Here is a 20213-nt window from a genome sequence, read left to right as displayed (position 1 = left end):
CTTACTGCCAGCCGCCGCCAAGCGACTTGAGCATGGCCACAGCCGCCATGAGGCGCTGGCCTTCCACCTGGGCGGAGAGCAGCTTGGCGTTGAGGACGGTGCGGTTGGCGTCCACCACTTCAAAGTAGCTGGCGAGGCCTTTCTGGTAGCGCAGCTCAGCAAGGCGCTGCGTCTCCTGCGCGGCGGCGATGGCGGCGTCCAGCGCCTGGCCCTGCTTGGCGTAGGCCCGGGCGTCGATGAGGCTGTCCTCGACCTCCTGCAGGGCGACCAGGATGCTCTGGCGGTAGCTGGCCAGAGTCTCTTCATAGGCGGCCTTGCTGGACTTCAGGTTGGCGCGCAGCTTGCCCCCCTGAAAGATGGGGAGGGTCATGCTGGGCCCGATGGTGAGGATGCGGCTGCGCTGATCGTAGAAATGCGCGGCGCCAATACTCTCCAGACCGCCGCTGCCGACGATGCTGAAGGCCGGGAAGAACGAAGCCTTGGAGACGCCCACCTGGGCGTTGGCCTCACGCATCTTCTGCTCTGCGGCGCGGATGTCCGGACGGCGCTGCAGCAGGGTGGAGGGCAGACCTGAGGGCACCTTGGGCAGGCGTGGCAGGCTGGCGGTCTTGGCGATGCTGAAGTTTGAGGGGATCTCTCCGCAGATGACCGCGAGGGCATTTTCGGCGTTGCCACGCTGGCGCTCCAGGGCGGCGAGGTCGTTGCGGGCCAGCTCCAGCTCGGTGCGCGCTCTGGCCACGTCCATTTCGTTCGCGAGGCCGCCTTTGAAGCGCGACTCCTGCAGCTTGAGGGCTTCTTCACGCCAGGTCTGGGTGCCGATGACGACCTGCATCTGGCGGTCCAGCGAGTGGGTCAGGAAATACAACCGCGCCACTTCTGCGGCGAGGGTGAGACGCCGCGCGGAGAGGGTCTCCATGGCGGCAAACTGGGAGGCCTTGGAGCTTTCCACGCCACGGCGCACGCGACCCCAGAGGTCAAACTCCCAGCCGAGCTCCAGCAGGTTCTGAAAGCGGCGGCGCTGCGTCTTGGGCAGGGCGACACCGGGGGGAAGGTTGGCGCCAAAGGAGCTTTGGGAGAGGCGCTCGTAATTCATCCCGTCCTTCATGTTGAGCTGGGGGAACCAGTCTGCCTGCTGCACCCCGACGAGGGCGCGAGCGGTCTCGACCCGTGCCAGCGCGCCGCGCAGCTCCTGGTTGTTTGCCATGGCGCGCTCCACGAGCTGGTTCAGCTCATTGGAGCCAAAGAGCTTCCACCACTCTCCGGGCACGGGGATGTCCGCCGTGCTCACCTTGCCGCCGTTTTTCCACTTGGAGGGCATGAGCACCTCCGGCAGCTTGAAATCGGGCCCGACGGTGCAGGAGGCACACGTCAATGTGGTCGTAAGGCAAAGGATTTTGAAATTGTTCATGCGCGCGCATTCATGGGGTGAATCGTTCTCAGCGCAACCCTCAAAGAAGACAAAGGATTGCCATGGGATGGTTAATGGCCATGGGATGGTTATTTAGGCAGGCTTCCTGCCACCTTGTGACGCCAGGAGGCCAGAACATCGGCTGCCAGCTCATGCGCCTCCTCGGCGCCGACGCGTTCGGTGACGGTCTGCGGGGCGGGCAGCCAGGCGGGTGTGGTGACTTCCCCGATGTGGTCGTGCGTCTCTGCGCGGAGGAAGGCGCGCAGCTCCACGATGAGGAGATTTTGGCTGCGGTCATGGCTGGCTGCCGCCTCGGCGCAGACTTCATACGGCACCCCGTCCAGCTGGATGACGCTGATGACCTGGGTGGTGTCGAGCAGGGAGTGGATCATGCGGGGCAGGTTCAGGAGCAAAGCCGGGATGTCGATGCGCAGTTTGCGCTTAATTTTGGCGAAGGTTTACGCACCAGCTTCCCGTTATGACGCAACCATGCGCCTCCTTCTTTGCCTCCTGGCCCTGACTGCCTTTGCCACCGCTGCGGACAAGCCGCTGAACATCCTCTTCCTCTTTGCAGATGACTGGGGCCGCTACGCGTGCATCTACGCGGAGCACGAGAAATTCCCCTCGCCGAACCAGGTGGTGAAGACGCCGAACATCGACCGCATCGCGCGCGAGGGGGCGCTCTTCCGCCGGGCGTATGTGAGCGCGCCGAGCTGCACGCCCTGCCGCAGCGCGGTGCTTTCCGGGCGTTACTTTTTCAACTGTGGCCGTGCCGCCATCCTCAACGGCGCGGTGTGGGACCCGGCCATCCCCAGCTACCCGCTGCTGCTCAGGGACCAGGGCTACCACCTCGGCAAGTCCTTCAAGGTCTGGAGCCCCGGAGAGCCTGCGGACGCGCCGTATGGGGGCCAGCAGTTTGCGTACCAAAAGAGCGGCGGGCGCTGCAACCAGTTCTCGCAAAACGTGGACAAGCTCATGAAAGAGGGCGTGGCCGTGGAGGCGGCGAAGCAGCAGATCTATGACGAGGTGCGGGGGAATTTTGACAGCTTCCTGGCCGCACGGCCCCAAGGCGCGCCGTTTGCCTTCTGGCATGGGCCCACCAACGTGCACCGCAAGTGGGTCAAAGGCAGCGGGCAGGCGCAGTGGGGCATCGACCCGGACGCCCTCAAGGGCCGGCTGCCCAAGCACTTGCCCGATGTGCCGGAATTCCGCGAGGACTTCGGCAGCTATCTGGGAGAGATCCAGGCCTTTGATGCGCAGGTGGGCGTGATCATCGAGCGGCTCAAGCAGGCCGGTGAGTATGACAACACGGTCATCGTCATCAGTGGCGATCACGGTGCGCCCGGCTTTCCCGGCGGCAAGTGCAACCTGTATGACTTCGGCGTGAATGTGGCGCTGGCGATCCGCTGGCCTGGCCAGCCTGGAGGGCGGGTGATCGACGATTTCGTGAACCTTATGGACCTGGCACCCACGTTTATGGAGATCGGCGGTGCGAAGATTCCGGAAGGAGTGAATGGCAAAAGCCTGGTGAACCTGATGAAGTCGGGCAAGTCGGGGAGGATCGAGACAGAGCGCGACTATGTGATCACGGGCCGCGAGCGGCATGTGAGCATCGCCCGCGAGGGAAACCTCCCCTACCCCCAGCGCGCGCTGCGCAAGGACGGCTACCTCTACATCCGCAACTTCAAGCCCGAGCGCATGCCCATGGGAGACTACAAGACGCTGACCGAGAGCTTCACGCCCACGCAGGATGATTTGGAGAATGAAACGTATGTGGCGTTTCCCGACATGGACGCCTCCCCCGCCAAGGCCTGGCTGGTGGAGCACCGCAACGACTCGCAGTATAAGTGGTACTTTGACTACGCCTTTGCCAAGCGCCCCGCCGAGGAGCTCTACGATCTCAGCAAAGACCCCGACTCCACCATCAACGTCGCCTCCGAAGCCGCCTATGCGGAGGTGAAGGCGAAGATGGCGGCCGAGCTGCTGGAAAAGCTCCAGGCGGTGGGCGACCCGCGCGTCATGGCTGATCCTGTGCCGTTTGAAAATCCGCCCTACACGCTGGACACCAAGACCGGCCAGCCCGGCAAGGGCAAGAAGGGCAAAGGGAAGGCGAAAGCCAAGGCGGAGTGAAGGGGGGGAGCGCCCCCCCCGTTTTCTTCGTTTCCCGTTTCCGCTTCTAGAGGCACAAAAATGGAAACGAGGGTGGGAGCCACCTGAGCAACCTTGCACCCCATCCTTGGAATGTGGGTGTTTGTCAGCGCACTGCAAACGGTGGGGTGTGTTGGTTTGCGCTATGCCACCCGGATCATGTAGCGGTTAAATCGTTACTCCATTACCCATAACAAGCAGAGTGCCTGGAAGGTTATGCACAATCAGTTCATATGCAGCATAAGAGGCGTTAGACGCTTTCCCATGGCAGTCGGGCTGCCTGCGAAGGTGCTACTCAATCAACGTTAGAGTATCGATTATAACGTTTCTTAATTCCAACAACAACCAACGTTCATTGATCGCAGAGTTATAAAATCCTCGTGCTGTCAGTGCATCACCGAGATTGGCACTCAGTCGATACGAGTGCATCGTTTACAACGTTACATTTGTTGATAGCGACCACTGTATCAGTGAAGGCTGTGAGCAATAGCTACAAGTGCAGCACTTGAGCATTGCACAATCCTCCCAAGGCACCGGTGCGCAGGTAGGTTGCAATCGATGCATGCGTAGCGCTAACAACGCTACATGATCTACCAGGGCAAGTCAGGGCGAACGGTGAAGGTGGTACAATTGATTTTTTTGTATCGTTTATATCGTTACATACGCCACTTGCCATAAGGTGGCCGATGAAGGTAATGCACAGTGACCGCCCGTGTGGAACTGGAGCCAGACACAATCTGCCAAGGCACCCCGGTGTGCCGCTGACGGTAGTATGCGAGTGATGCGAATGTATCGAAAATAACGTTATGTTATTCTCAGTGCAGTAGGCACGCCTTTGCAGATGGCGCTCACATGATGCATGGCAGTGCGAGCAGTATTGTGCCCAGTGGTACTCAATTGAATAATGTAACTTAATCAACGTTATTTATTGCACCCAGCGATACAGCGGCCAGAAGGGTGCGAACACTCACTTGACATGTATCTATAACTTCGTTACTTATTATCATTTATGAGACATGTTAACAACCTTTCAAAACTTTACTGATGAAAGAGTTGTCCACATAATTTACGCTATTTTCAATATTTCACTGAAGTGATGCTTAACCGACGTGCACAGTAACAAATCCGAGTGACAGCTTCCCGCCAGTGACGTTTGATCCCGCAGCCTTTCGAGCAACCGGCGTGCAGGTGATAAGGCAGTGTGAGCAGTCCCTCACGGCAGCCGGTGTGTCGGGCTAGGCAGCACGCAATGGGCGCATATGTATCGCAAAAAACGTTACTATATTCAGCAACTGCGGTACCGCTATTGGCAGCACACAATCAACGAGTGTTTGGCACGGGGAGCGTTACATAAAAAAAGCCCCCTTCAGCGGCGGGTGTGCCGGTGAAGGGGGCGCGGAACGGTGTGTGCAGCGCGAGGGCGTTACACAATCTCCCAGCCTTTGCGGTAGTCGCGGCGCACCATCTTGTCAGCTTCGGCGTTGTTGGGGATCTTCAGGCCGGGGGCGTCCCAGACGAGGTTCTCGCCGGGGAAGGCGCTGGCCAGGCAGCCGAGCAGCACGGCCTCGGTCAGCGGGCCGGCGTAGTCAAAGTTGGCGGAGGGTTGCTTGTCTCCCTTGAGGCAGCAGTCGATGAAGTCGGCCCAGTGGTCGCGGGGTTCCAGCTTGGGATAGGCGCCGAATTTGGCGAACTTCTCGCGCGGGTAGAGCAGCGGCGTGGAGCCGTGCGGGGAGAGCAGCACGCCCTCGGTGCCCAGGTAGATGGTGCCCTGGCCGGGGAATTTGGAGACGTCTCCCACCAGCGCCATGACCTCGGCTGGCGGACGGGCGTCGCCGTCGGTCCAGGTGACCTTGACGGTGTCGCCAGCGGTGTATTTCGTACCTTTGAAGGTGTATTCCACCACAGCGTTGATGGCCCAGTTGTCCTTGTTAGGCACGGGGCCGGTGGACTTCACGGAGATGGGGGCGGCGAGGTCGAGGGAGCGGAACCAGCCGCTGAACATGTGGCAGCCCATGTCTCCCAGGGTGCCGGTGCCAAAGTCGCGGCGCTTGCGCCAGTTGCCGGGGTGGTCGTATTTCTCGATGTAGCTGCGCTCGGAGGCCACGCCCAGCCATTTGTCCCAGTCAAATCCGGCCGGGATGGGGTCGCTCTTGGTTGGGCGCACTTCGAGGTCTCCCCACTTCTTGTTGGAGAAGGTGTGGGCTTCCTTGACCTTGCCGATGGCACCCATCTGGATGAGGGCCACGGCGTGGCGCTCGGTGAAGGCGGAGGAAATCTGGATGCCCATCTGGGACATCACGCCCTTGGCACGGGCGCGCTCCACCATCTGGCGGCATTCCCAGAGGTTGTGCGCCAGGGGCTTCTGGCCGTAGATATGCTTGCCCTTGGCGATGGCGGCCAGGCCGATGCTGCCGTGCATGTGGTCAGGGGTGGAGACGTTGACGCTGTCGATGTTGTCAGCCTCTTTTTCCAGCAGCTCGCGCCAGTCCTGGTACACCCGGATGTTGGGCCACTTTTTCTGCGCGTTGGCAAAGTTGCGCGTGTCCACGTCGCACACGGCGGTCAGCTCCCACATGGGGTGGTTGGACATGGCGCTCATGTCGGCCATGCTCATGCCTGCGGCACCAAAGGCGGCGTGGCGCAGCTTGCCATTCGGTGAGGCGGCGCGCATGCCGGTGGTGACCCAGGGGGCGGCAAAGAGCGTGGCGGCGGACTGGCGGATGAAGTGGCGGCGTGATTGCATGTGGTTTGAAATGGTGGAGCGCGAAAATACGTTGCGCGCGCGGCTCATCTTCCGTTTCTCTTTGTGAAGACATGAACGACCTCGCCTCCCGCCTGCAAGCCATCCGCGACCGCATCTCCACCGCTGCCCAGCGCTGCGGGCGCGATCCCGCCACGGTGCAGCTGCTGGCGGTGTCCAAGACCTTTCCCCTGGAGGCCATCCGCGAGGCGGTGGAGGCCGGGCAGCTCCTGTTTGGTGAAAACAAAGTGCAAGAGATCCTGGCCAAGGCGCCGCAGCTTCCCTCAACCCTGCAGTGGCACCTCATCGGCCACCTGCAGTCCAACAAGGTGCGCAAAGTCCTGCCGCATGTGCAGGCCATCCACAGCGTGGATTCACTGGATCTGGCGCGCGACATCGACCGCGTCGCCGGAGAGCTGGGGCTCACGGCCAAGGTGTATCTTGAGGTGAATCTGGGAGATGAGAGCAGCAAGCACGGCTTCAGCGCCGAAGGCCTGCGCGCGCAGCTGGAGTCGTTGTATGCTCTAACGCGGCTGGAGATCCAGGGCCTGATGTGCATCCCGCCCTTTGATGACGATCCGGAAAAAAGCCGCCCGCATTTTATACAACTGCGCACCCTGCGCGACGAGCTGGAAAAGACCGGCGGCCGCCCGCTGCCGCTGCTGAGCATGGGCATGAGCCACGACTTTGAGATCGCCATCGAGGAAGGGGCCACCATGGTGCGCGTGGGCAGCGCCATCTTTGGCGAGCGCACCTACAAGGCCGCATGACATGAACACCCGTGCGGACAAATGGCTGCACCATGTGCGCGTCTTCAAGACCCGTACGCTGGCCACCCAGGCCTGCGCCAAGGGGAACGTCACGATCGACGGCCAGGTGGTGAAGGCCTCGCGCGATCTCAAGCCCGACGATGTGCTGGAGGTGGTGCGCGGAGACCTGCGCCTGCGGCTGCGCGTGCTCGCTTTCCCTCCCCAGCGCCTCGGCCCGCCGCGTGTGGCGGAGTTTTGTGACAATCAGACCCCGCTGGAGTGGATCCAAAAAGCCAGCGAGCTGCGCCGCGAGCGCGAGCTCATCCAGCCCCGCGAGCACGAGATGGTGGCCAAGCCGGATAAGAAGCAGCTCCGCGAGCTGCGGAAATTCTGGGAAGAGCAGCACGCAGGCGAGGGGTGAGTGCGCGCCGACGGGTGAAAAGCTTCGTTTCCATTTTTAAGCCCTCGGGATGGAAACGGAAAACGAAGAGGGTGCATGCTCCCGGCATGCCGCCAGTGCCTCATCCCCTGCCCCGGCTAGTCCTCGTCGTCGTCGTCACGGCGCGGGCCGTTGACCGAGCGCTTCTTCTTCACGGCGGAGATGTTGCGGTGCACCCAAACGCTCTGCACCATGCCCATGAGGAAGAGGCAGACGATGACAAACGTACCGCCGTGGCTGATGAAGGGCATGGGGAGACCGATGACGGGCAGCATGACGAGATTCATGCCGGCGTTTTGAAAGGTGTGAACAAAGAACATGGCCACCACGCCCACGACAATGAGCCGCCCTAGCTGGTCGCGCGCACAGAAGGCCACAAAAACGCTCTGCAGGAGCAGCAGCGCCATGCCTGAGAGCAGGAGCACCGCGCCGCGAAAGCCGAACTCCTCGGAGACCACGCAGAAGATGAAGTCGCTGATGGTTTCATGCGGCAGAAAGGTGCGGTGGATGGAGGCCTGATCCTCGACTTTTTTAGACTCCGGCCCCTTGCCGTCCAGCCCGGCGGTGGATACGCCGATGAGGAGGTACTTCGCCACCCAGGCCTCGTTTTGCAGGTCCACCTTGTCGAGCTGGTTGGTCATCATGTACCAGGTGGAGCTGATACGCGCCTGCTGGTAGGGCTTGAGCGCAAAGACATACACCAGCGGCACAATGCTGACGACGCCAAGCAGCATGGTGATCATGTAACGGAAGGGGATGCTGCCCACGAGCATCATGGAAAGAAATACCGGGCCCCACACAAGGCCGGAGCCAAGGTCTTCCTTGATAACCATGATGGCAGGCACGCCGGCGACCATGCCAGCGACCATGATGCGCAGCCATGGACGGCGAAAGACAGGCAGCAGGCGGGGCAGCTCCCCAAACACCACACCCAGCACCAGGATGCCGGACATGATGGCAAACTGCGAGGGCTGGACGGACTGCCCGCCAATGATGAGCCAGGCCTTGTTGCCGCCGCGCTCCACGCCAAAGAGAAGCACGGCCACCAGACCGCCGATGCCCGCCAGGTAAAGCGGCCAGCAGGCCCAGCGCACCCATTTGTAGTCGATGAGCGAGGCGCCAAAAAACACCGGCACGCCGATGAGGATGGCCCGGAGCTGGTCCTTCCATTTGAGGGCAAACTCGGCGGAGTCCTTGTAGGCCGAGGCGTTGAAAATGGCATACACCCCAAACACACACAGGGCGGTGACATTGAGCACCAGCAGCCAGTTCATGCCGATGAATTTCTTGAAAAGGGGAGTCATGGGATCAGGAAAGAGAGTCTTGGTGAGGAAGCGCGCGGGCAAATGACGAATGACGAATTCAGAATGCCTAATGACCTTGCCATCTACGGCTCACCATTCGGACTTCGGTCATTGGGATTTCATTCGTCGTTCGGGTTTCGTCTTTTGCCAGCGCCGCTTTGCGGCAGCGTGCCGTCAGATGAGCTCTGGCACGGCTGCGAGGAGCTTCTGGGTGTAGTCGTGACGGGGGTTTTCGCAGATCTCGTCCGCATTTCCCTGCTCCACCACCTTGCCGTGGTGCATGACCACGATGTGGTCGCTCATGTGCCGCACGACGGCGAGGTCATGTGCGATGAAGAGGAGCGTGAGATCGAGCTCTGCCTGGATGTCCTTGAGCAGGTTCAAGATCTGCGCCTGCACGCTCACGTCGAGGGCGCTGACGGGCTCGTCGCAAATGAGAAAGCGGGGCTTCACGGCCAGTGCACGTGCGATGCCGATGCGCTGCCTCTGGCCGCCGCTGAACTCATGCGGGTAGCGGTGCAGGGCGTCCTCGGGCAGGCCCACTTTTTTCAGCAGTCCGGCGGAGGCTTCCCGGCGGTCCGCCTTGGAGAGCTCCTTGAAATGAATCATCTGCGGCTCGCCGAGGATGGACTCGACGGTCATGCGCGGATTGAGCGAGCCGATGGGGTCCTGAAACACCATCTGCATCTCCCTGCGCAGGGGGCGGAATTCGCTCTCGGGCATCTGCAGGATCTCCATGCCGCGGTAGTTCACACTGCCGGAGGTGACGGGGATGAGCTTGAGCAGGGCGCGGGCCACGGTGGACTTGCCGCTGCCGCTCTCACCCACCAGGCCGACGGTGCTGCCCTCCTCGACTTCAAAGCTGACCTTGTCCACGGCCTTGATGACGTCGGTGGTGCGGCCCAGCCAGCCCCCGCGCACGGGGAAGTGAATTTTGAGGTCTTGAACACAGAGGAGCTGCATGGTGTGGGCGCTGATTTTAGCACAGCTGCCAAAACGTGCTAAAGTTTCATTGCGTGAAAGCTTGAAAGTGTCAGCATCGCCTTTCCTGATGAACGCACGCTATGAACTGCTGGCCCCCATTGCCGAGGGTGGGACGGGCTCGGTGTACAAGGCGCGCGACCTCCAGACAGGCAGCGAGGTGGCCCTCAAGCGCGTGCTGACCTGCAAGACGGGAGGCTGCGGCACTGCCGTGGATGCCCTGATCCGCGAGGCCCAGCAGCAGTCCGCGCTGCAGCACCCGAACATCGTGGCCGTGCATGACTTCGGCCTGGATGCCGAGGGAGGCTACATCGTGATGGAACTGGTGCGGGGAGAGACGCTGGAAGCCATGGTCATGCGGGAGGCATTGAAGACCGCCGACTTTGACGCCCTGGTGCGCCAGACGCTGGAGGGGATGCGCGCCGTACATGCGCGGGGCATCCTGCACCTGGACCTGAAGCCGGGAAATCTGATGGTGCGGCGGCTGCCAGACGGCGGCCTGCAGGTGAAGATTCTGGATTTCGGCCTGGCACAAACGCTTCCCCGCGGGAAAACGCAGACTCCCCTGCCCGCCAGCGGGCTGCCCGGCTCCGTGCATTTCATGGCTCCGGAGCAGTTTGAGCGCGCTCCGGCAGATGCACGCATGGACATCTATGCCCTGGGCTGCCTGTTTTACTACGCGCTGACCCAGCGGCACCCCTTTGAAGGCGAGACCAAGCCGCAGGTGATGGTGGCGCACCTGCACCACCGCACGCAGCCGCTGGGCACTCTGCGGCCCGACCTGCCGGCCAGCACGGTGCAGTGGGTGGAACGGCTCATGAGCCGCCAGCCTGCCGACCGGCCGGCCTCCATCTCCGAAGCTCTGCGGGACTATGAGACGCCCATGGCCGCGCGCGGTGGCTGACGTGCGATGTTTTAAAAAAACCGGGATGGACATGAAGTATCCCTGACCGGAGACGAAAGCCTCTTGCCTTCGCAGCACGTGCCGCCATCATGGCGAAACCTGATTCCCGCCCTCCCATGCTGCGCGTCCCATCCGCCCTTCTTTCTGCCATCGTCAGCCTCGTGCTCTGCTCCTGTGGCATGATCAAGAGCATCCTCCCCGATTCGCTGCCCAAGCTGCCAAAGATCGGCATGCCCAGCCTGCCCAGCCGAAACACCGTGGCCAAGCTGGTGCCTGGCATGGCGGAGAGGGACAAGGTGAACGCCGAAGACCCGGATGTGCCGTTCAACTCACGCGGCACGCTCGGCTTTGGCCACACCGTGCGGCTTGAGGTGTATGAGGGCACCCGCAGCCCGGACCGCATCTACCGCGGCATCGAGATGATCAATACCGAAGGGCTGCTGCCGCTGGGCAAGGTGGGCACTGCGCGTGTCGGCGGGCTGCGCCTGCCGCAGGCGGCGGAGGCCATCGCCACCGTTTTCCGTCTGGCCGGACGCAACACGCGGGAGATCACCGTGCAGATCATCTCGGTGGAAAACACCCCCGTCATCTCCCTGAACGGAGATGTACATGAGGCGGAGTTCATCCCGGTCTTCAATGACATGAGCGTGAAGCAGGCCGTGACCGTGACGGGCGGGCGCAAGCCGGGCTCCACCGCCCGCGGCTTTTACATCTCTCGCCAGGGCCAGCGGCACTTTTTCACCTCGCTGGAGGCTGCGGACAGAAACTGGAAACCGCAGGCAGGCGACATCATCACCCTCTCCCCCGACATCTGATTTTTTTCGCATCATGCTCGAATACACCGGCAGCAGCCCCGCCAGCGCACAAGCCCCCCTGAGCTCCCTTTTTCAGACCACAGCCATCCTCCGCATCGGGACGGGTCTCCTGCTGATGACCCGCTACGGGCTGGGTGCCGTGCAGAATGCCTACCATTTCTTCTGGCAGGAAAAGCCCTGGGCCTGGGTGCCTGCCTTTCATGAGGCGGGCATGCCCTACGCTCACCTGCTGGCGCCGGTGGTGGCGCTGCTCATCGTGGCCGTGGCCATCAGCTGGACCCTCGGCTTTCTGACCCGGCTCTTTGCCGTCATCTTTCTGCCCGTGGTCATCACCACCCTGGTGGTGCTGCAGCATGCGGGCTCTCCGCGCGTGGAGGCTGCCTGGCTGTACCTGATCATCACCGTGACGCTGCTCATGTTTGGCTCCGGCACGCTGTCAGTGGACCAGCTCTTCCACCTCGGCCAGGGTGGCGGGCCGAAAAAACGCCGCTGATGGCCCGCACCACCAGCAGCCCCGCGCCAGCCGCTGTGACGCCTGCCGTCGAGCGCGTGCTGGCCATCGACCCCGCGCTGCGGAAAACGGGCTGGGCCGTCGTCGAGTGCGCAGGCGGTGTGGTGAAGGCGGTGGAGTGGGGCGTGATCCACAACAAGCCCGCGCTGCTGCCCTCCGGCTGCCTGGTGTCCATCCGCGCCGGCCTGAATGAGGTCATCGTTCGACATTCACCCACGGTGTGCGCCATCGAGTCCACCATCTTTGTGCAGAGCTACAAGACCGCCATCGTGCTGGGCACGGCGCGCGGGGCCTGCCTGATCGCCGCGGCAGAGCACGGCCTTCCCATCTACGAGTACGCCCCGCGTGAAATCAAACAGGCCGCCGTGGGGCGTGGTGCCGCACAAAAGGAGCAGGTGGCCTTCATGATCCGCGCCCAGCTACGCCTGCGCGAAACCCCGGAGCCAGACGCCGCCGATGCCCTGGCCACGGCCATCACCCATTTTCAAAACACCTCCGCCGCCCGTGTCACGGAGCGGGAGACGCGGAGGGTGTAGCTGGCTGCATCATGGCAGCAGCCAGTCGGGCGGGCCGCCCCGCGCCACTCAGCCCTTCTTCTTCCCGGCCTTCTTCGCCGCGCCTTTCTTGGCCACAGCAGGCTTCTTGCTTGCAGCAGGCTTCTTGGTCTTGCCAGCTTTGGCGCTGCTTTTCCCGTTCCCTTCGTCGGTGCCGTTGAGCTTGAGCTTCCCGCTCTTGCTGTCGCGCTCCAGCTTCTCCAGCTTGCGCAGGAGCTTGGGCCACTGCTTTTCCTCCACGATGAAGCCCACGCAGCGGTCCGTGCCGCAGCGGCAGGGGTGCTCGTCCCAGGTGTCCACGTCAAAGCCGTAGTTGTAGGTCAGCTCCTCGCCGGCCTTGATGTCGCGCAGGGAGTAGATCCAGATGCGGCCGCGAATGATGAAGGCCTCGCAGTTGGGGTCGCAGGAGTGGTTGATGTAGCGCGCGGGGTTGTTCCCCTTGGCGCCGTCGATGTCATACTTCTGGTTCAGAGTGAAGACGTAAACAGCGGCGCCGCCGGTCTTCTTGGATCTTTCGACGAGAGCCTCTCCGCGCCGCGCAGACTCTGCCTTGGTGATTTTTTCGCCAACGTATTCGATGATCGGCGAGTCGTTGGGTATGTCACAACGGGCAAAAATGCCGCGGTTATGGATGGAGGAGGAACGAACGGTCCAGTAGCGTTTCGTGGGGGCTTGGGGCATGAGAGCGGGCAGTCGGCAGAAAAACGGAGCGCATGAAGTGTGCCGGGCTCCTGCAATGTCAAGGGATGAGGCCGAATGTTTCCCGCCTTCGCCTTCTCTATTAGACGGAGGGACACCACTTTCCGGTTGCCGCCGGGGTGCGGTGGGGCTTATTGCGCGCCCTTCAACCGCCCCGAACTACCATGCTTGAATTTTTCCGCCGCCACCGTGGTGCCTTTCTCATCACCCTGACGACTGCCATCATCATCTCCATGTTCTGGTATGGGGTTTCGCAGACCTTCCAGAACAGCGAACGGAAGATCCTCCCCACCGACGTGGCCCTGACGGTCTATGGCAAAGACTACACCGTGGCCGATGTGCAGCGCACGCAGCGCGCCGTGGAGTTTTCCCAGTACTACCTGCAGAGCAGCGAGATGCTCTCGATCATGAGGATCACCCCCTCCTCCGGCGGGCTGGACTCCTTTGCCAACCTCTTCGTGGCACGCCACCTCATGGAAAAGCTGGGCATCCGCCCCAGCGCTGCGGAAGCACGCGCCGCTCTGGAAAAGCTCCCCGCCCTGCAGGACAACGGCAAGCTGGACGTCTCCCGCGCGCAGATGCTGGAGCAGCTGGCGGCCTCCATGGGCTTCGACAGCGAAGCCCTGCTGGACATCATGAAGGACATCGTCGGCCTGCGCAAGCTGCGGGACGTGGTGACCAAGAGCTACACGGCCTCCCCTCTTTCCGCCGAAAAGCAGTATGCCAGCAGCTACCAGACCTTCAAGGGCTCCAAGATCGTCTTTGAGACCGAGACCTACAAGAAGGCCGCAACCGTGACCGACGACGAGATCAAGAAGTACTACGACGAGAACAAGGACGGCTACAAGACCCAGGAGAAGCGCGCCGTCAGCTACGTCTTCTTTGAAAACCCCAAGGACCTCGAAAAGAAGCCGCTGGAAGAGCGCGAAAAGGCAAAAACCGATGTGACCAAGCGCGTGAATGCTTTCATCGACCTCACCACCAAGAAGCAAAAGAGCCTGGCTGACGCAGCCAAGGAGACGAAGGAAAAGGTCGAAACCACGCCCGCCTTTGACCAGGTGAGCCCCCCTGAGGCCTTCAAAAACGAAAGCGATGTGGTCTCGCAGATCTTCGCACGGGCCAAAGATTCCAAAGCTTCGACGGAAGTCGTGGAAGGCATCAAAGGCTGGTATGTCTTTGAAGTGAGCAAAATCGAGGAACCCAAGCAGCAGGCGCTGGCCGACGTGAAGGACAAGATCAAGGACGTGCTGCTGGGCCAGAAGGCCGACGAGGCACGCACCAAGGCAGTGAACGAAGCACGCCTGGCGCTGGCCGAAGGCCTGAAAGCCGGCAAGAAGATCGAAGACCTCGTGAAGGCGCAGAAGCTCACCCTGCAGCCCCTGCCAGAGATCGACGCAGCCAACCCGCCGCAGGAAGTGCCCAACAGCTTTGACATCGCCCAGGAGGCGGCCCTCACCGCCGTCGGCGGCGTCTCGCGCGCCGTGGATGTGGACAACGGCAAGGCAACGCTGCTGGTCTATGTCAGCGCCAAGGAGCTCCGCAAACGCCCAGACTCGGCAGATGTGCGCAAGTTCCAGGTGGAAACCATCTCCGGCATGGAGCGCGCCCAGCTTTTCAAGGCCTGGTTCAAGAAGCAGCACGAAACAGCCCGCATCTCCTACGCCAAGCTGGGCTGAGGCCGCGCCTTTCCAAGCCAATCGACGCGCATGAGCGACACGCCAGCCACCGTCGAAGAACTGTACGATGAAGCCAGCGGGCACGTCGCCCTCGGGGAGCTGCCGGAGGCCATCGCGCTGTACCGGCGCTGCGTCGCGCTGGACCCGAACCACTTTGAGAGCTGGCATGCCCTGGGCATGGCGCTGCTGCGCCATGGCGAGGTGAAGGAAGCCATCGGCGCCGGGCTGATGGCCACGACGCTGCAGCCCAACGACCTGCTGGCCTGGACTGCGCTCTCGCAGATGTATGTGACGAACAAGCAGATCGCCGAGGCTGAGGATGCCAAAGGCAAAGCCCGCATCCTTTCCCTGGGCGGCAAGGTGGTGAAGTAACCGGATTGGAACTTCTTAAATCAAAAATCGATTGTTGATTTTTGAAGTGTCCAGACTGCGCCAGACACCACCAGCCTACGGTCACAAGAGCCGCGCTTTCCACTCGCGCAGGACAGGCGCGCATGCTAAACCGCGCGCATGTCCTCCCCACTCTTCAACCTCTCTGGAAAAACAGCACTCGTCACCGGCGGCAGCAAAGGTCTTGGCAAAGCGATGGCTCGCGGCTTTGCCGAAGCCGGCGCGGATGTCTTCATCTCCAGCCGCAGTGCGGAGGAGCTGGCCGCAGCTGCAGCGGAGATCGGCGCAGGACTGAACGTGAAAGTCGAGTGGATGGTGGCCGACATGGCGGACCGCGCGGCCGTCAAGGCGCTGGCCATGGAGGCGGAGAAGCGTCTCGGCAAGATCGACATCCTCGTGAACAACGCCGGCATCAACAACCCGCAGGCCATCGACGAAATCACGGACGAAGTGTGGGACCGCAATGTGGAGGTGGACCTCACCGCCGTGATGTCCCTCACCCGCGCCGTGGTGCCCGGCATGAAGGCGCGCCAGTGGGGCCGCATCATCCACATCTCCAGCGTGCTCGGCGTCGGCGGCCGTTTGAAGCGGAATGTGTATTGCGCCTGCAAGGCGGCCCTCATCGGCCTGGCACGTGCCAGCGCGCTCGATCTCGGGCCCTACGGCATCACCGTGAACTGCCTCTGCCCCGGCCCCTTCCTCACAGACATGCCCGGCAAGCTGCTGAACGACGAGGAAAAAAAATACTTCGCCGACCGCACCGCCCTCAAGCGCTGGGCCGCCCCCCGCGAGCTCGCCGGCCCAGCCCTCATGCTGGCCAGCGAAGCCGGCGCGTACATCACCGGACAAGGCATCGTGGTGGACGGTGGCGCTGCGGTGAACGTGCTGTAATCGAATCCACTGCTTTCTCCCACTTATCCACTTCCCCATCAGGAAAGCAGAAGAGAGGGGATAAAGAAAGCCACGAGATACGCGGCTGCTGCTTGAGGACAAGCAGCCCTACCGCCACCAGTCCTCGCATGCCCGGCGCAGGCAGGGCGGGCTGTCCCCTGCCTGCCGTCGCCGGAGCCCAGAGCGTGCTTGAAACGGATCGGCACCATGAGATGCCTCACTGCGCTTTCAGAGAGCGCGAAGGGGAAGATTTCACTGTCTACTTCACCTGTGGTGCAGGCGTTGACACCGCACCCTTCTCGTCCTTCCCAAAGAACATCAGATGCTGCCAGGGCAGGCCGTCGTACTCGCGCACGAGCTTGAAGCCGTTGGCGTTCATCTCCTTGTTAATTTGAGCCTTGCTCATCTTGTGCTCGGGCTTGATCGGCACGTTTTCATCCTCTGCACGGAATTCACAGAGCACGAGCTGCCCGCCGGGCTTCAGGGCGGCGCGCATGGCGGCCAGCATCTGCACCGGGTGACTGAACTCATGGTAGACGTCCACCATGAGAATCATGTCGCAGGTGTTCGGCGGCAGCTTCGGGTCATGGTAGAGACCGTCGATGGGCACGATGTTTTTCAGCCCCTTGCTCGCGATGTTCTGCTTGAGCATCTCGATCATCTCCGGCTGCACATCCACGGCATAGACCTTGCCCTTCTCCCCCACCATCGCGGCCAGGGGGAGGGTGTGGTAGCCGTTGCCGCAGCCCATGTCACACACCACCATGCCGGGCTTTACCTGGAGCTGCGCACGCATCTGGGAGGGGCCCTCCTCCTGCTCGCGCACACGGCGTATGAGCCACTCCGCGCCTTTCCAGTGCATGGTCCTGGCGATCACGCGCCCCTCATATTCCGTGAGCGGAGGCGGGGCCTCCTGCGCGGGCAGACAAGGGCAGGAAAGCAGCAGGAGGAGCGGAAGGAGCAGACGCATGGCGAGAGCAGTAAACGGCGGAAACCATGCAAATGTAGCGAATGGAAAGCTTCAAGACTTTTCCAGACTCGCACTGGAAATCCCGGGGCGGCTCCGTATCATCTCCCATCATGACTCGTCGTTTCATCGCCCGCCTGCTGCTGCCCCTGCTGGGAGCCGCCAGCATCGCCGCGCTCAGCGCCCAGGATGCCCCGGTGCCCAAGCCCCCTGAGAGGCCCGCCATCCCCGAGGATGTGGTGGGAGATGAGCATGTGCGCGAGGAATACGGAGTGAACCAGTTCACCACGCCCTCCATTCGCAAGCTCTTCGACATGCTCAACAACGTGGGCAAGCTGCGCTTTGACAGCCTCAAGCGCCCCTTCACGGACAAGACGCCCGCAGACCGCGTCGTCGTCGCCATGGGCCTGGGCACGCTCATTGCAGACGGCTTTCTCATCGTGCAGTGCGAGCGCGTGGAGGAGATGGAGTCCGTAGGCCGCGCCATGATCAAGTACGGCAAGGCGCTGGGCGCCGGCAACCGCATGAACAAGCACACCGGCAGCCTCTTTGAGTACAGCCTGAAGGGCAACTGGCAGGACCTGCGTGTGGAGCTGGCCAAGACCCAGTCTGACGTGGAGGCCGAAATGGTCATGCTGCGGGATGTGGACATCGCGCACCTCATCAGCCTCGGCGGCTGGCTGCGTGCCCTCGAGATCGCCACCAAGAGCATCAGCGAAAACTACGCTGAGGAAAAGACCCGCCAGCTGACGCGCCGCGACATCGCCGAGTATTACATGATGAGCCTCGACAGCCTGCACCCGCGCATCATGAAAAACCCTTCTCTGGTGGAAATCCGCAAAGGGCTGGAAGGCATGCTGCCGCTGCTCGATGTGCCAGAGGGCAAGTCCCTGAAGCTGGAGGAAGTCAAGGCACTGTACCAGAAGGCCTCCGCTATCTGCCACATCATCACCGACAAGATGAACGGCTGAAGCCGTTCGCGATACGTAAACCATCTCTCATGGCCAATCTCACTCCACAGCAGCGCCAGCTCGTCGAACAATGGGCGGCTGAAGGTGCCTCCCTCAATCAGATCCAGGACCGCCTGCGCAACGAATGCGCCACGACACTGACGTACATGGAGACACGCCTGCTCATCTTGGAGCTGGGCGTGAAACTCCAGGACAAGCCCCGTGAAGCCCCCCCGGAGGAAAAGCCCGGCCCGGCACCTGCACCCGCCGAGTCTCAGGAGGACGCCGTGGCGGATGAAGTGCTGCCTCCCGATGGCTCCGCAGGCGGCGCCCTCAAAGTCTCCGTGGATGACCTCCCGCCTCCCGGCGCCATCATCAGCGGCAAGGCCACCTTCAGCGATGGCGTCACCGTGCAGTGGTTCATGGACCAGCAAGGCCGCTTTGGCATGCGTGGCCCCGCCCCCGGCTACCAGCCGCCTGCCGCCGACATTCCTGCCTTTCAAAGCGAGCTCGACACCATCCTCCAACTGCGCGGCTTCTGATTTCGCCGCATTTTCCGCATGCTTCTGATCATCGACAACTACGACTCCTTCACCTACAACCTCGTCCAGTACTTCGGCGAGATGGGGGCCGTCATGGAAATCCGCCGCAACGACCAGGTGACGCTGGATGAGATCGAGAAGCTGAAGCCCGACCACATCTGCATCTCCCCCGGCCCGTGCACGCCCAAAGAGGCAGGCATCAGCTGCGCGGTGATCGAGCGCTTTGGCAAAAGCACGCCCCTCCTCGGCGTCTGCCTGGGCCATCAGGCCATCGGCCACGTCTTCGGCGGCGATGTCGTCCGCGCAGGCCGCCTCATGCACGGCAAGACCTCGATGATCAACCATCAGGGCGAGTCCGTCTTCAAAGGACTGCCGCAGCCCTTTGAGGCCACGCGCTACCACTCCCTGCTCGTCAAACGCGACACCCTGCCCGACTGCCTCGCCATCACCGCGACCTGCAGCGACGACGAGTCCGAGATCATGGGCCTGCGCCACAAGGAGCTGCCCATCCACGGCGTGCAGTTTCATCCCGAGTCCATCCTGACGCAGGAAGGCAAGCGGCTGCTGAAGAATTTCCTGGAGATGTGAGGCAGAGATAAGGTGAGCCCATGGACGACGCAGAACATCTCCGCCGTTTTGAGGATCACTCGTTTCCGCACGAGCAGTGGAACCACCGTGCGCACCTGAAGGTGGCGTATCTCTACCTGCAGCAGTTCCCCTTCCCCGAGGCCCTGGAGCGCATGCGCACCGGCATCAAGGCCTACAACGCCGCCCACGGCATCCAGGACACGCCCACCGGCGGTTATCACGAGACCCTGACGCAGGTGTGGCTGCAACTGGTGTCCACGACCCTGCGCCAGTTTGGCCCGGCTGATACGGCGGATGCGTTCTTTGACGCCCAGAGCCAGCTCAGCAGCAAGCGCGCGCCGCTGCTTTTTTATTCGCGTGATCTCATCATGTCCGCCGAGGCGAAGCGGGCATTTGTAGCGCCGGATCTGGCTGCGCTGCCGCAGCCGCCCGCCACGGAAAATCTCCGCGCCGCCCCTACTGCGCCAGCCCGCTCTTCAAAGCCGAGCACGGTCACGATCGCCGTTCGCCTGCTGTGGCTTTCGCTCGCAATCGGGGTTCCGCGACTGTGGATCGACTTACCGATCATACAGCACATGGAATATCCCGAATTAGTCGGGCTCACTTTCCTGCTGACGTTTGGTTTTTTGGCGTGGTTGACCACAATGATTGATGAAGGTTTTCACTGGGCGCGCGTCACCTTCCTGATTCTCCTGGCCCTCGGCCTCCCTTTCTGGTTAATGCATTTATTTAAATACTTTAACTATTCATTCTTGTCAGGAATGTTCAACCTCGTACAGAGCGTGCTACAGGTGGCAGGAGCGGCCCTGCTCTTTACCGCCAGCTCCCGCCCATGGTTCCTTCCATCGACGCCCCCCGACAAAGCGCAGGCAGCGTGAATGCACTCAGCGTAGCAGGCAGACCTCCTCCGCCCGCACGCCCACGACAAAGCACCTGACAAACCCGCAAACGGACGGA

At 62.0% G+C, this 20213-nt stretch carries 21 protein-coding genes; 14 read left to right on the top strand and 7 right to left on the bottom strand.

The window, feature by feature from the left end:
- Position 1: 1 nt before the first annotated feature.
- Together ACZ5WW_RS24350 and ACZ5WW_RS24345 are read right to left on the bottom strand one after the other, a co-directional pair.
- A complete protein-coding gene (locus ACZ5WW_RS24350) occupies positions 2-1408 on the bottom strand; it encodes an efflux transporter outer membrane subunit (protein ID WP_377163850.1) in 1407 nt (468 codons plus the stop codon).
- Between the two features lie 89 nt (positions 1409-1497).
- A complete protein-coding gene (locus ACZ5WW_RS24345) occupies positions 1498-1800 on the bottom strand; it encodes a hypothetical protein (RefSeq protein ID WP_377163848.1) in 303 nt (100 codons plus the stop codon).
- A gap of 97 nt (positions 1801-1897) precedes the next feature.
- Here ACZ5WW_RS24345 and ACZ5WW_RS24340 point away from each other — a divergent pair, with 97 nt between their 5' ends.
- Positions 1898-3538 (top strand): sulfatase family protein, encoded by a 1641-nt coding sequence (locus ACZ5WW_RS24340; RefSeq protein WP_377163846.1) that lies wholly within the window; start codon positions 1898-1900, stop codon positions 3536-3538.
- A 1441-nt stretch (positions 3539-4979) separates the two neighbouring features.
- Here the strand turns inward: ACZ5WW_RS24340 and ACZ5WW_RS24335 are convergent.
- Complete coding sequence (locus ACZ5WW_RS24335) at positions 4980-6299, bottom strand: Gfo/Idh/MocA family protein (protein WP_377163844.1); 1320 nt, start codon at positions 6297-6299, stop codon at positions 4980-4982.
- 71 nt (positions 6300-6370) lie between these two features.
- Here ACZ5WW_RS24335 and ACZ5WW_RS24330 point away from each other — a divergent pair, with 71 nt between their 5' ends.
- Positions 6371-7066, top strand: a complete 696-nt coding sequence (locus tag ACZ5WW_RS24330) for a YggS family pyridoxal phosphate-dependent enzyme (protein ID WP_377163842.1) — start codon at positions 6371-6373, stop codon at positions 7064-7066.
- A 1-nt stretch (position 7067) separates the two neighbouring features.
- A complete protein-coding gene (locus tag ACZ5WW_RS24325) occupies positions 7068-7466 on the top strand; it encodes an RNA-binding S4 domain-containing protein (RefSeq protein WP_377163840.1) in 399 nt (132 codons plus the stop codon).
- A gap of 116 nt (positions 7467-7582) precedes the next feature.
- Here ACZ5WW_RS24325 and ACZ5WW_RS24320 read toward each other — a convergent pair whose 3' ends face one another.
- Both ACZ5WW_RS24320 and ACZ5WW_RS24315 read right to left on the bottom strand, forming a co-directional pair.
- A complete protein-coding gene (locus ACZ5WW_RS24320) occupies positions 7583-8788 on the bottom strand; it encodes an FtsW/RodA/SpoVE family cell cycle protein (RefSeq protein WP_377163838.1) in 1206 nt (401 codons plus the stop codon).
- 174 nt (positions 8789-8962) lie between these two features.
- Complete coding sequence (locus ACZ5WW_RS24315; protein ID WP_377163836.1) at positions 8963-9751, bottom strand: ABC transporter ATP-binding protein; 789 nt, start codon at positions 9749-9751, stop codon at positions 8963-8965.
- Positions 9752-9839: 88 nt separating this feature from the next.
- Between ACZ5WW_RS24315 and ACZ5WW_RS24310 the strand changes: the two genes are divergently transcribed.
- The 4 genes from ACZ5WW_RS24310 to ruvC all read left to right on the top strand — a co-directional run bounded on the left by ACZ5WW_RS24310 (position 9840) and on the right by ruvC (position 12535).
- Positions 9840-10673 (top strand): serine/threonine-protein kinase, encoded by an 834-nt coding sequence (locus ACZ5WW_RS24310; protein ID WP_377163833.1) that lies wholly within the window; start codon positions 9840-9842, stop codon positions 10671-10673.
- A gap of 116 nt (positions 10674-10789) precedes the next feature.
- Complete coding sequence (locus ACZ5WW_RS24305; RefSeq protein WP_377163831.1) at positions 10790-11488, top strand: polysaccharide biosynthesis/export family protein; 699 nt, start codon at positions 10790-10792, stop codon at positions 11486-11488.
- A gap of 13 nt (positions 11489-11501) precedes the next feature.
- Positions 11502-11981: a DoxX family protein gene (locus tag ACZ5WW_RS24300; RefSeq protein WP_377163829.1), complete on the top strand. Its 480-nt coding sequence runs from the start codon at positions 11502-11504 to the stop codon at positions 11979-11981.
- Entirely contained in the window at positions 11981-12535 is a 555-nt protein-coding gene (ruvC, locus tag ACZ5WW_RS24295; protein WP_377163827.1) for a crossover junction endodeoxyribonuclease RuvC, read from the top strand. The genes ACZ5WW_RS24300 and ruvC overlap by 1 nt, the downstream gene beginning before the upstream one ends.
- A gap of 48 nt (positions 12536-12583) precedes the next feature.
- Here ruvC and ACZ5WW_RS24290 read toward each other — a convergent pair whose 3' ends face one another.
- Positions 12584-13234: an SET domain-containing protein gene (locus ACZ5WW_RS24290; protein WP_377163825.1), complete on the bottom strand. Its 651-nt coding sequence runs from the start codon at positions 13232-13234 to the stop codon at positions 12584-12586.
- A gap of 182 nt (positions 13235-13416) precedes the next feature.
- On the opposite strand from ACZ5WW_RS24290, the gene ACZ5WW_RS24285 reads away from it, so the two are divergent.
- The 3 genes from ACZ5WW_RS24285 to ACZ5WW_RS24275 all read left to right on the top strand — a co-directional run bounded on the left by ACZ5WW_RS24285 (position 13417) and on the right by ACZ5WW_RS24275 (position 16209).
- Complete coding sequence (locus ACZ5WW_RS24285; RefSeq protein ID WP_377163823.1) at positions 13417-14928, top strand: peptidylprolyl isomerase; 1512 nt, start codon at positions 13417-13419, stop codon at positions 14926-14928.
- 30 nt (positions 14929-14958) lie between these two features.
- Positions 14959-15300 (top strand): tetratricopeptide repeat protein, encoded by a 342-nt coding sequence (locus tag ACZ5WW_RS24280; protein WP_377163821.1) that lies wholly within the window; start codon positions 14959-14961, stop codon positions 15298-15300.
- A 138-nt stretch (positions 15301-15438) separates the two neighbouring features.
- The gene (locus tag ACZ5WW_RS24275) at positions 15439-16209 is read left to right on the top strand and encodes an SDR family NAD(P)-dependent oxidoreductase (protein WP_377163819.1); all 771 of its coding nucleotides are present in this window, start codon (positions 15439-15441) and stop codon (positions 16207-16209) included.
- A gap of 259 nt (positions 16210-16468) precedes the next feature.
- On the opposite strand, the gene ACZ5WW_RS24270 is transcribed toward ACZ5WW_RS24275, so the two are convergent.
- Positions 16469-17179 carry a class I SAM-dependent methyltransferase gene (locus ACZ5WW_RS24270; protein WP_377163817.1) on the bottom strand — a complete coding sequence of 237 codons (711 nt, stop codon included), beginning with the start codon at positions 17177-17179 and terminating at the stop codon, positions 16469-16471.
- Positions 17180-17289: 110 nt separating this feature from the next.
- Between ACZ5WW_RS24270 and ACZ5WW_RS24265 the strand changes: the two genes are divergently transcribed.
- Genes ACZ5WW_RS24265 through ACZ5WW_RS24250 form a run of 4 tightly spaced genes read left to right on the top strand, consistent with a single transcriptional unit; the run spans position 17290 to position 20134 of the window.
- Positions 17290-18147 carry a hypothetical protein gene (locus ACZ5WW_RS24265; RefSeq protein WP_377163815.1) on the top strand — a complete coding sequence of 286 codons (858 nt, stop codon included), beginning with the start codon at positions 17290-17292 and terminating at the stop codon, positions 18145-18147.
- A 29-nt stretch (positions 18148-18176) separates the two neighbouring features.
- Positions 18177-18668: a hypothetical protein gene (locus tag ACZ5WW_RS24260; RefSeq protein ID WP_377163813.1), complete on the top strand. Its 492-nt coding sequence runs from the start codon at positions 18177-18179 to the stop codon at positions 18666-18668.
- Positions 18669-18686: 18 nt separating this feature from the next.
- On the top strand, positions 18687-19256 hold the full coding sequence (locus ACZ5WW_RS24255) for an anthranilate synthase component II (RefSeq protein WP_377163811.1): 570 nt from the start codon (positions 18687-18689) through the stop codon (positions 19254-19256).
- 20 nt (positions 19257-19276) lie between these two features.
- A complete protein-coding gene (locus ACZ5WW_RS24250) occupies positions 19277-20134 on the top strand; it encodes a hypothetical protein (protein ID WP_377163809.1) in 858 nt (285 codons plus the stop codon).
- The last annotated feature ends 79 nt before the right edge of the window (positions 20135-20213 follow it).

The sequence above is a fragment of the Prosthecobacter fluviatilis genome, from assembly GCF_055388355.1.
The sequence above is the reverse complement of the archived record's forward strand: the minus strand, read 5'-3'. Positions and strand labels throughout refer to the sequence as shown.

Excerpts from the sequence above, each read along its gene's own strand:
- ACZ5WW_RS24340 (WP_377163846.1), top strand. The coding sequence starts at position 1,898 with ATGCGCCTCCTTCTTTGCCTCCTGGCCCTGACTGCCTTTGCCACCGCT.
- ACZ5WW_RS24300 (WP_377163829.1), top strand. The coding sequence starts at position 11,502 with ATGCTCGAATACACCGGCAGCAGCCCCGCCAGCGCACAAGCCCCCCTG.
- ACZ5WW_RS24325 (WP_377163840.1), top strand. The coding sequence starts at position 7,068 with ATGAACACCCGTGCGGACAAATGGCTGCACCATGTGCGCGTCTTCAAG.
- ACZ5WW_RS24275 (WP_377163819.1), top strand. The coding sequence starts at position 15,439 with ATGTCCTCCCCACTCTTCAACCTCTCTGGAAAAACAGCACTCGTCACC.
- ACZ5WW_RS24280 (WP_377163821.1), top strand. The coding sequence starts at position 14,959 with ATGAGCGACACGCCAGCCACCGTCGAAGAACTGTACGATGAAGCCAGC.
- ACZ5WW_RS24285 (WP_377163823.1), top strand. The coding sequence starts at position 13,417 with ATGCTTGAATTTTTCCGCCGCCACCGTGGTGCCTTTCTCATCACCCTG.
- ACZ5WW_RS24335 (WP_377163844.1), bottom strand. The coding sequence starts at position 6,299 with ATGCAATCACGCCGCCACTTCATCCGCCAGTCCGCCGCCACGCTCTTT.
- ACZ5WW_RS24350 (WP_377163850.1), bottom strand. The coding sequence starts at position 1,408 with ATGAACAATTTCAAAATCCTTTGCCTTACGACCACATTGACGTGTGCC.
- ACZ5WW_RS24255 (WP_377163811.1), top strand. The coding sequence starts at position 18,687 with ATGCTTCTGATCATCGACAACTACGACTCCTTCACCTACAACCTCGTC.
- ACZ5WW_RS24265 (WP_377163815.1), top strand. The coding sequence starts at position 17,290 with ATGACTCGTCGTTTCATCGCCCGCCTGCTGCTGCCCCTGCTGGGAGCC.
- ruvC (WP_377163827.1), top strand. The coding sequence starts at position 11,981 with ATGGCCCGCACCACCAGCAGCCCCGCGCCAGCCGCTGTGACGCCTGCC.
- ACZ5WW_RS24305 (WP_377163831.1), top strand. The coding sequence starts at position 10,790 with ATGCTGCGCGTCCCATCCGCCCTTCTTTCTGCCATCGTCAGCCTCGTG.
- ACZ5WW_RS24315 (WP_377163836.1), bottom strand. The coding sequence starts at position 9,751 with ATGCAGCTCCTCTGTGTTCAAGACCTCAAAATTCACTTCCCCGTGCGC.
- ACZ5WW_RS24345 (WP_377163848.1), bottom strand. The coding sequence starts at position 1,800 with ATGATCCACTCCCTGCTCGACACCACCCAGGTCATCAGCGTCATCCAG.
- ACZ5WW_RS24260 (WP_377163813.1), top strand. The coding sequence starts at position 18,177 with ATGGCCAATCTCACTCCACAGCAGCGCCAGCTCGTCGAACAATGGGCG.
- ACZ5WW_RS24310 (WP_377163833.1), top strand. The coding sequence starts at position 9,840 with ATGAACGCACGCTATGAACTGCTGGCCCCCATTGCCGAGGGTGGGACG.
- ACZ5WW_RS24330 (WP_377163842.1), top strand. The coding sequence starts at position 6,371 with ATGAACGACCTCGCCTCCCGCCTGCAAGCCATCCGCGACCGCATCTCC.
- ACZ5WW_RS24290 (WP_377163825.1), bottom strand. The coding sequence starts at position 13,234 with ATGCCCCAAGCCCCCACGAAACGCTACTGGACCGTTCGTTCCTCCTCC.
- ACZ5WW_RS24250 (WP_377163809.1), top strand. The coding sequence starts at position 19,277 with ATGGACGACGCAGAACATCTCCGCCGTTTTGAGGATCACTCGTTTCCG.
- ACZ5WW_RS24270 (WP_377163817.1), bottom strand. The coding sequence starts at position 17,179 with ATGCGTCTGCTCCTTCCGCTCCTCCTGCTGCTTTCCTGCCCTTGTCTG.
- ACZ5WW_RS24320 (WP_377163838.1), bottom strand. The coding sequence starts at position 8,788 with ATGACTCCCCTTTTCAAGAAATTCATCGGCATGAACTGGCTGCTGGTG.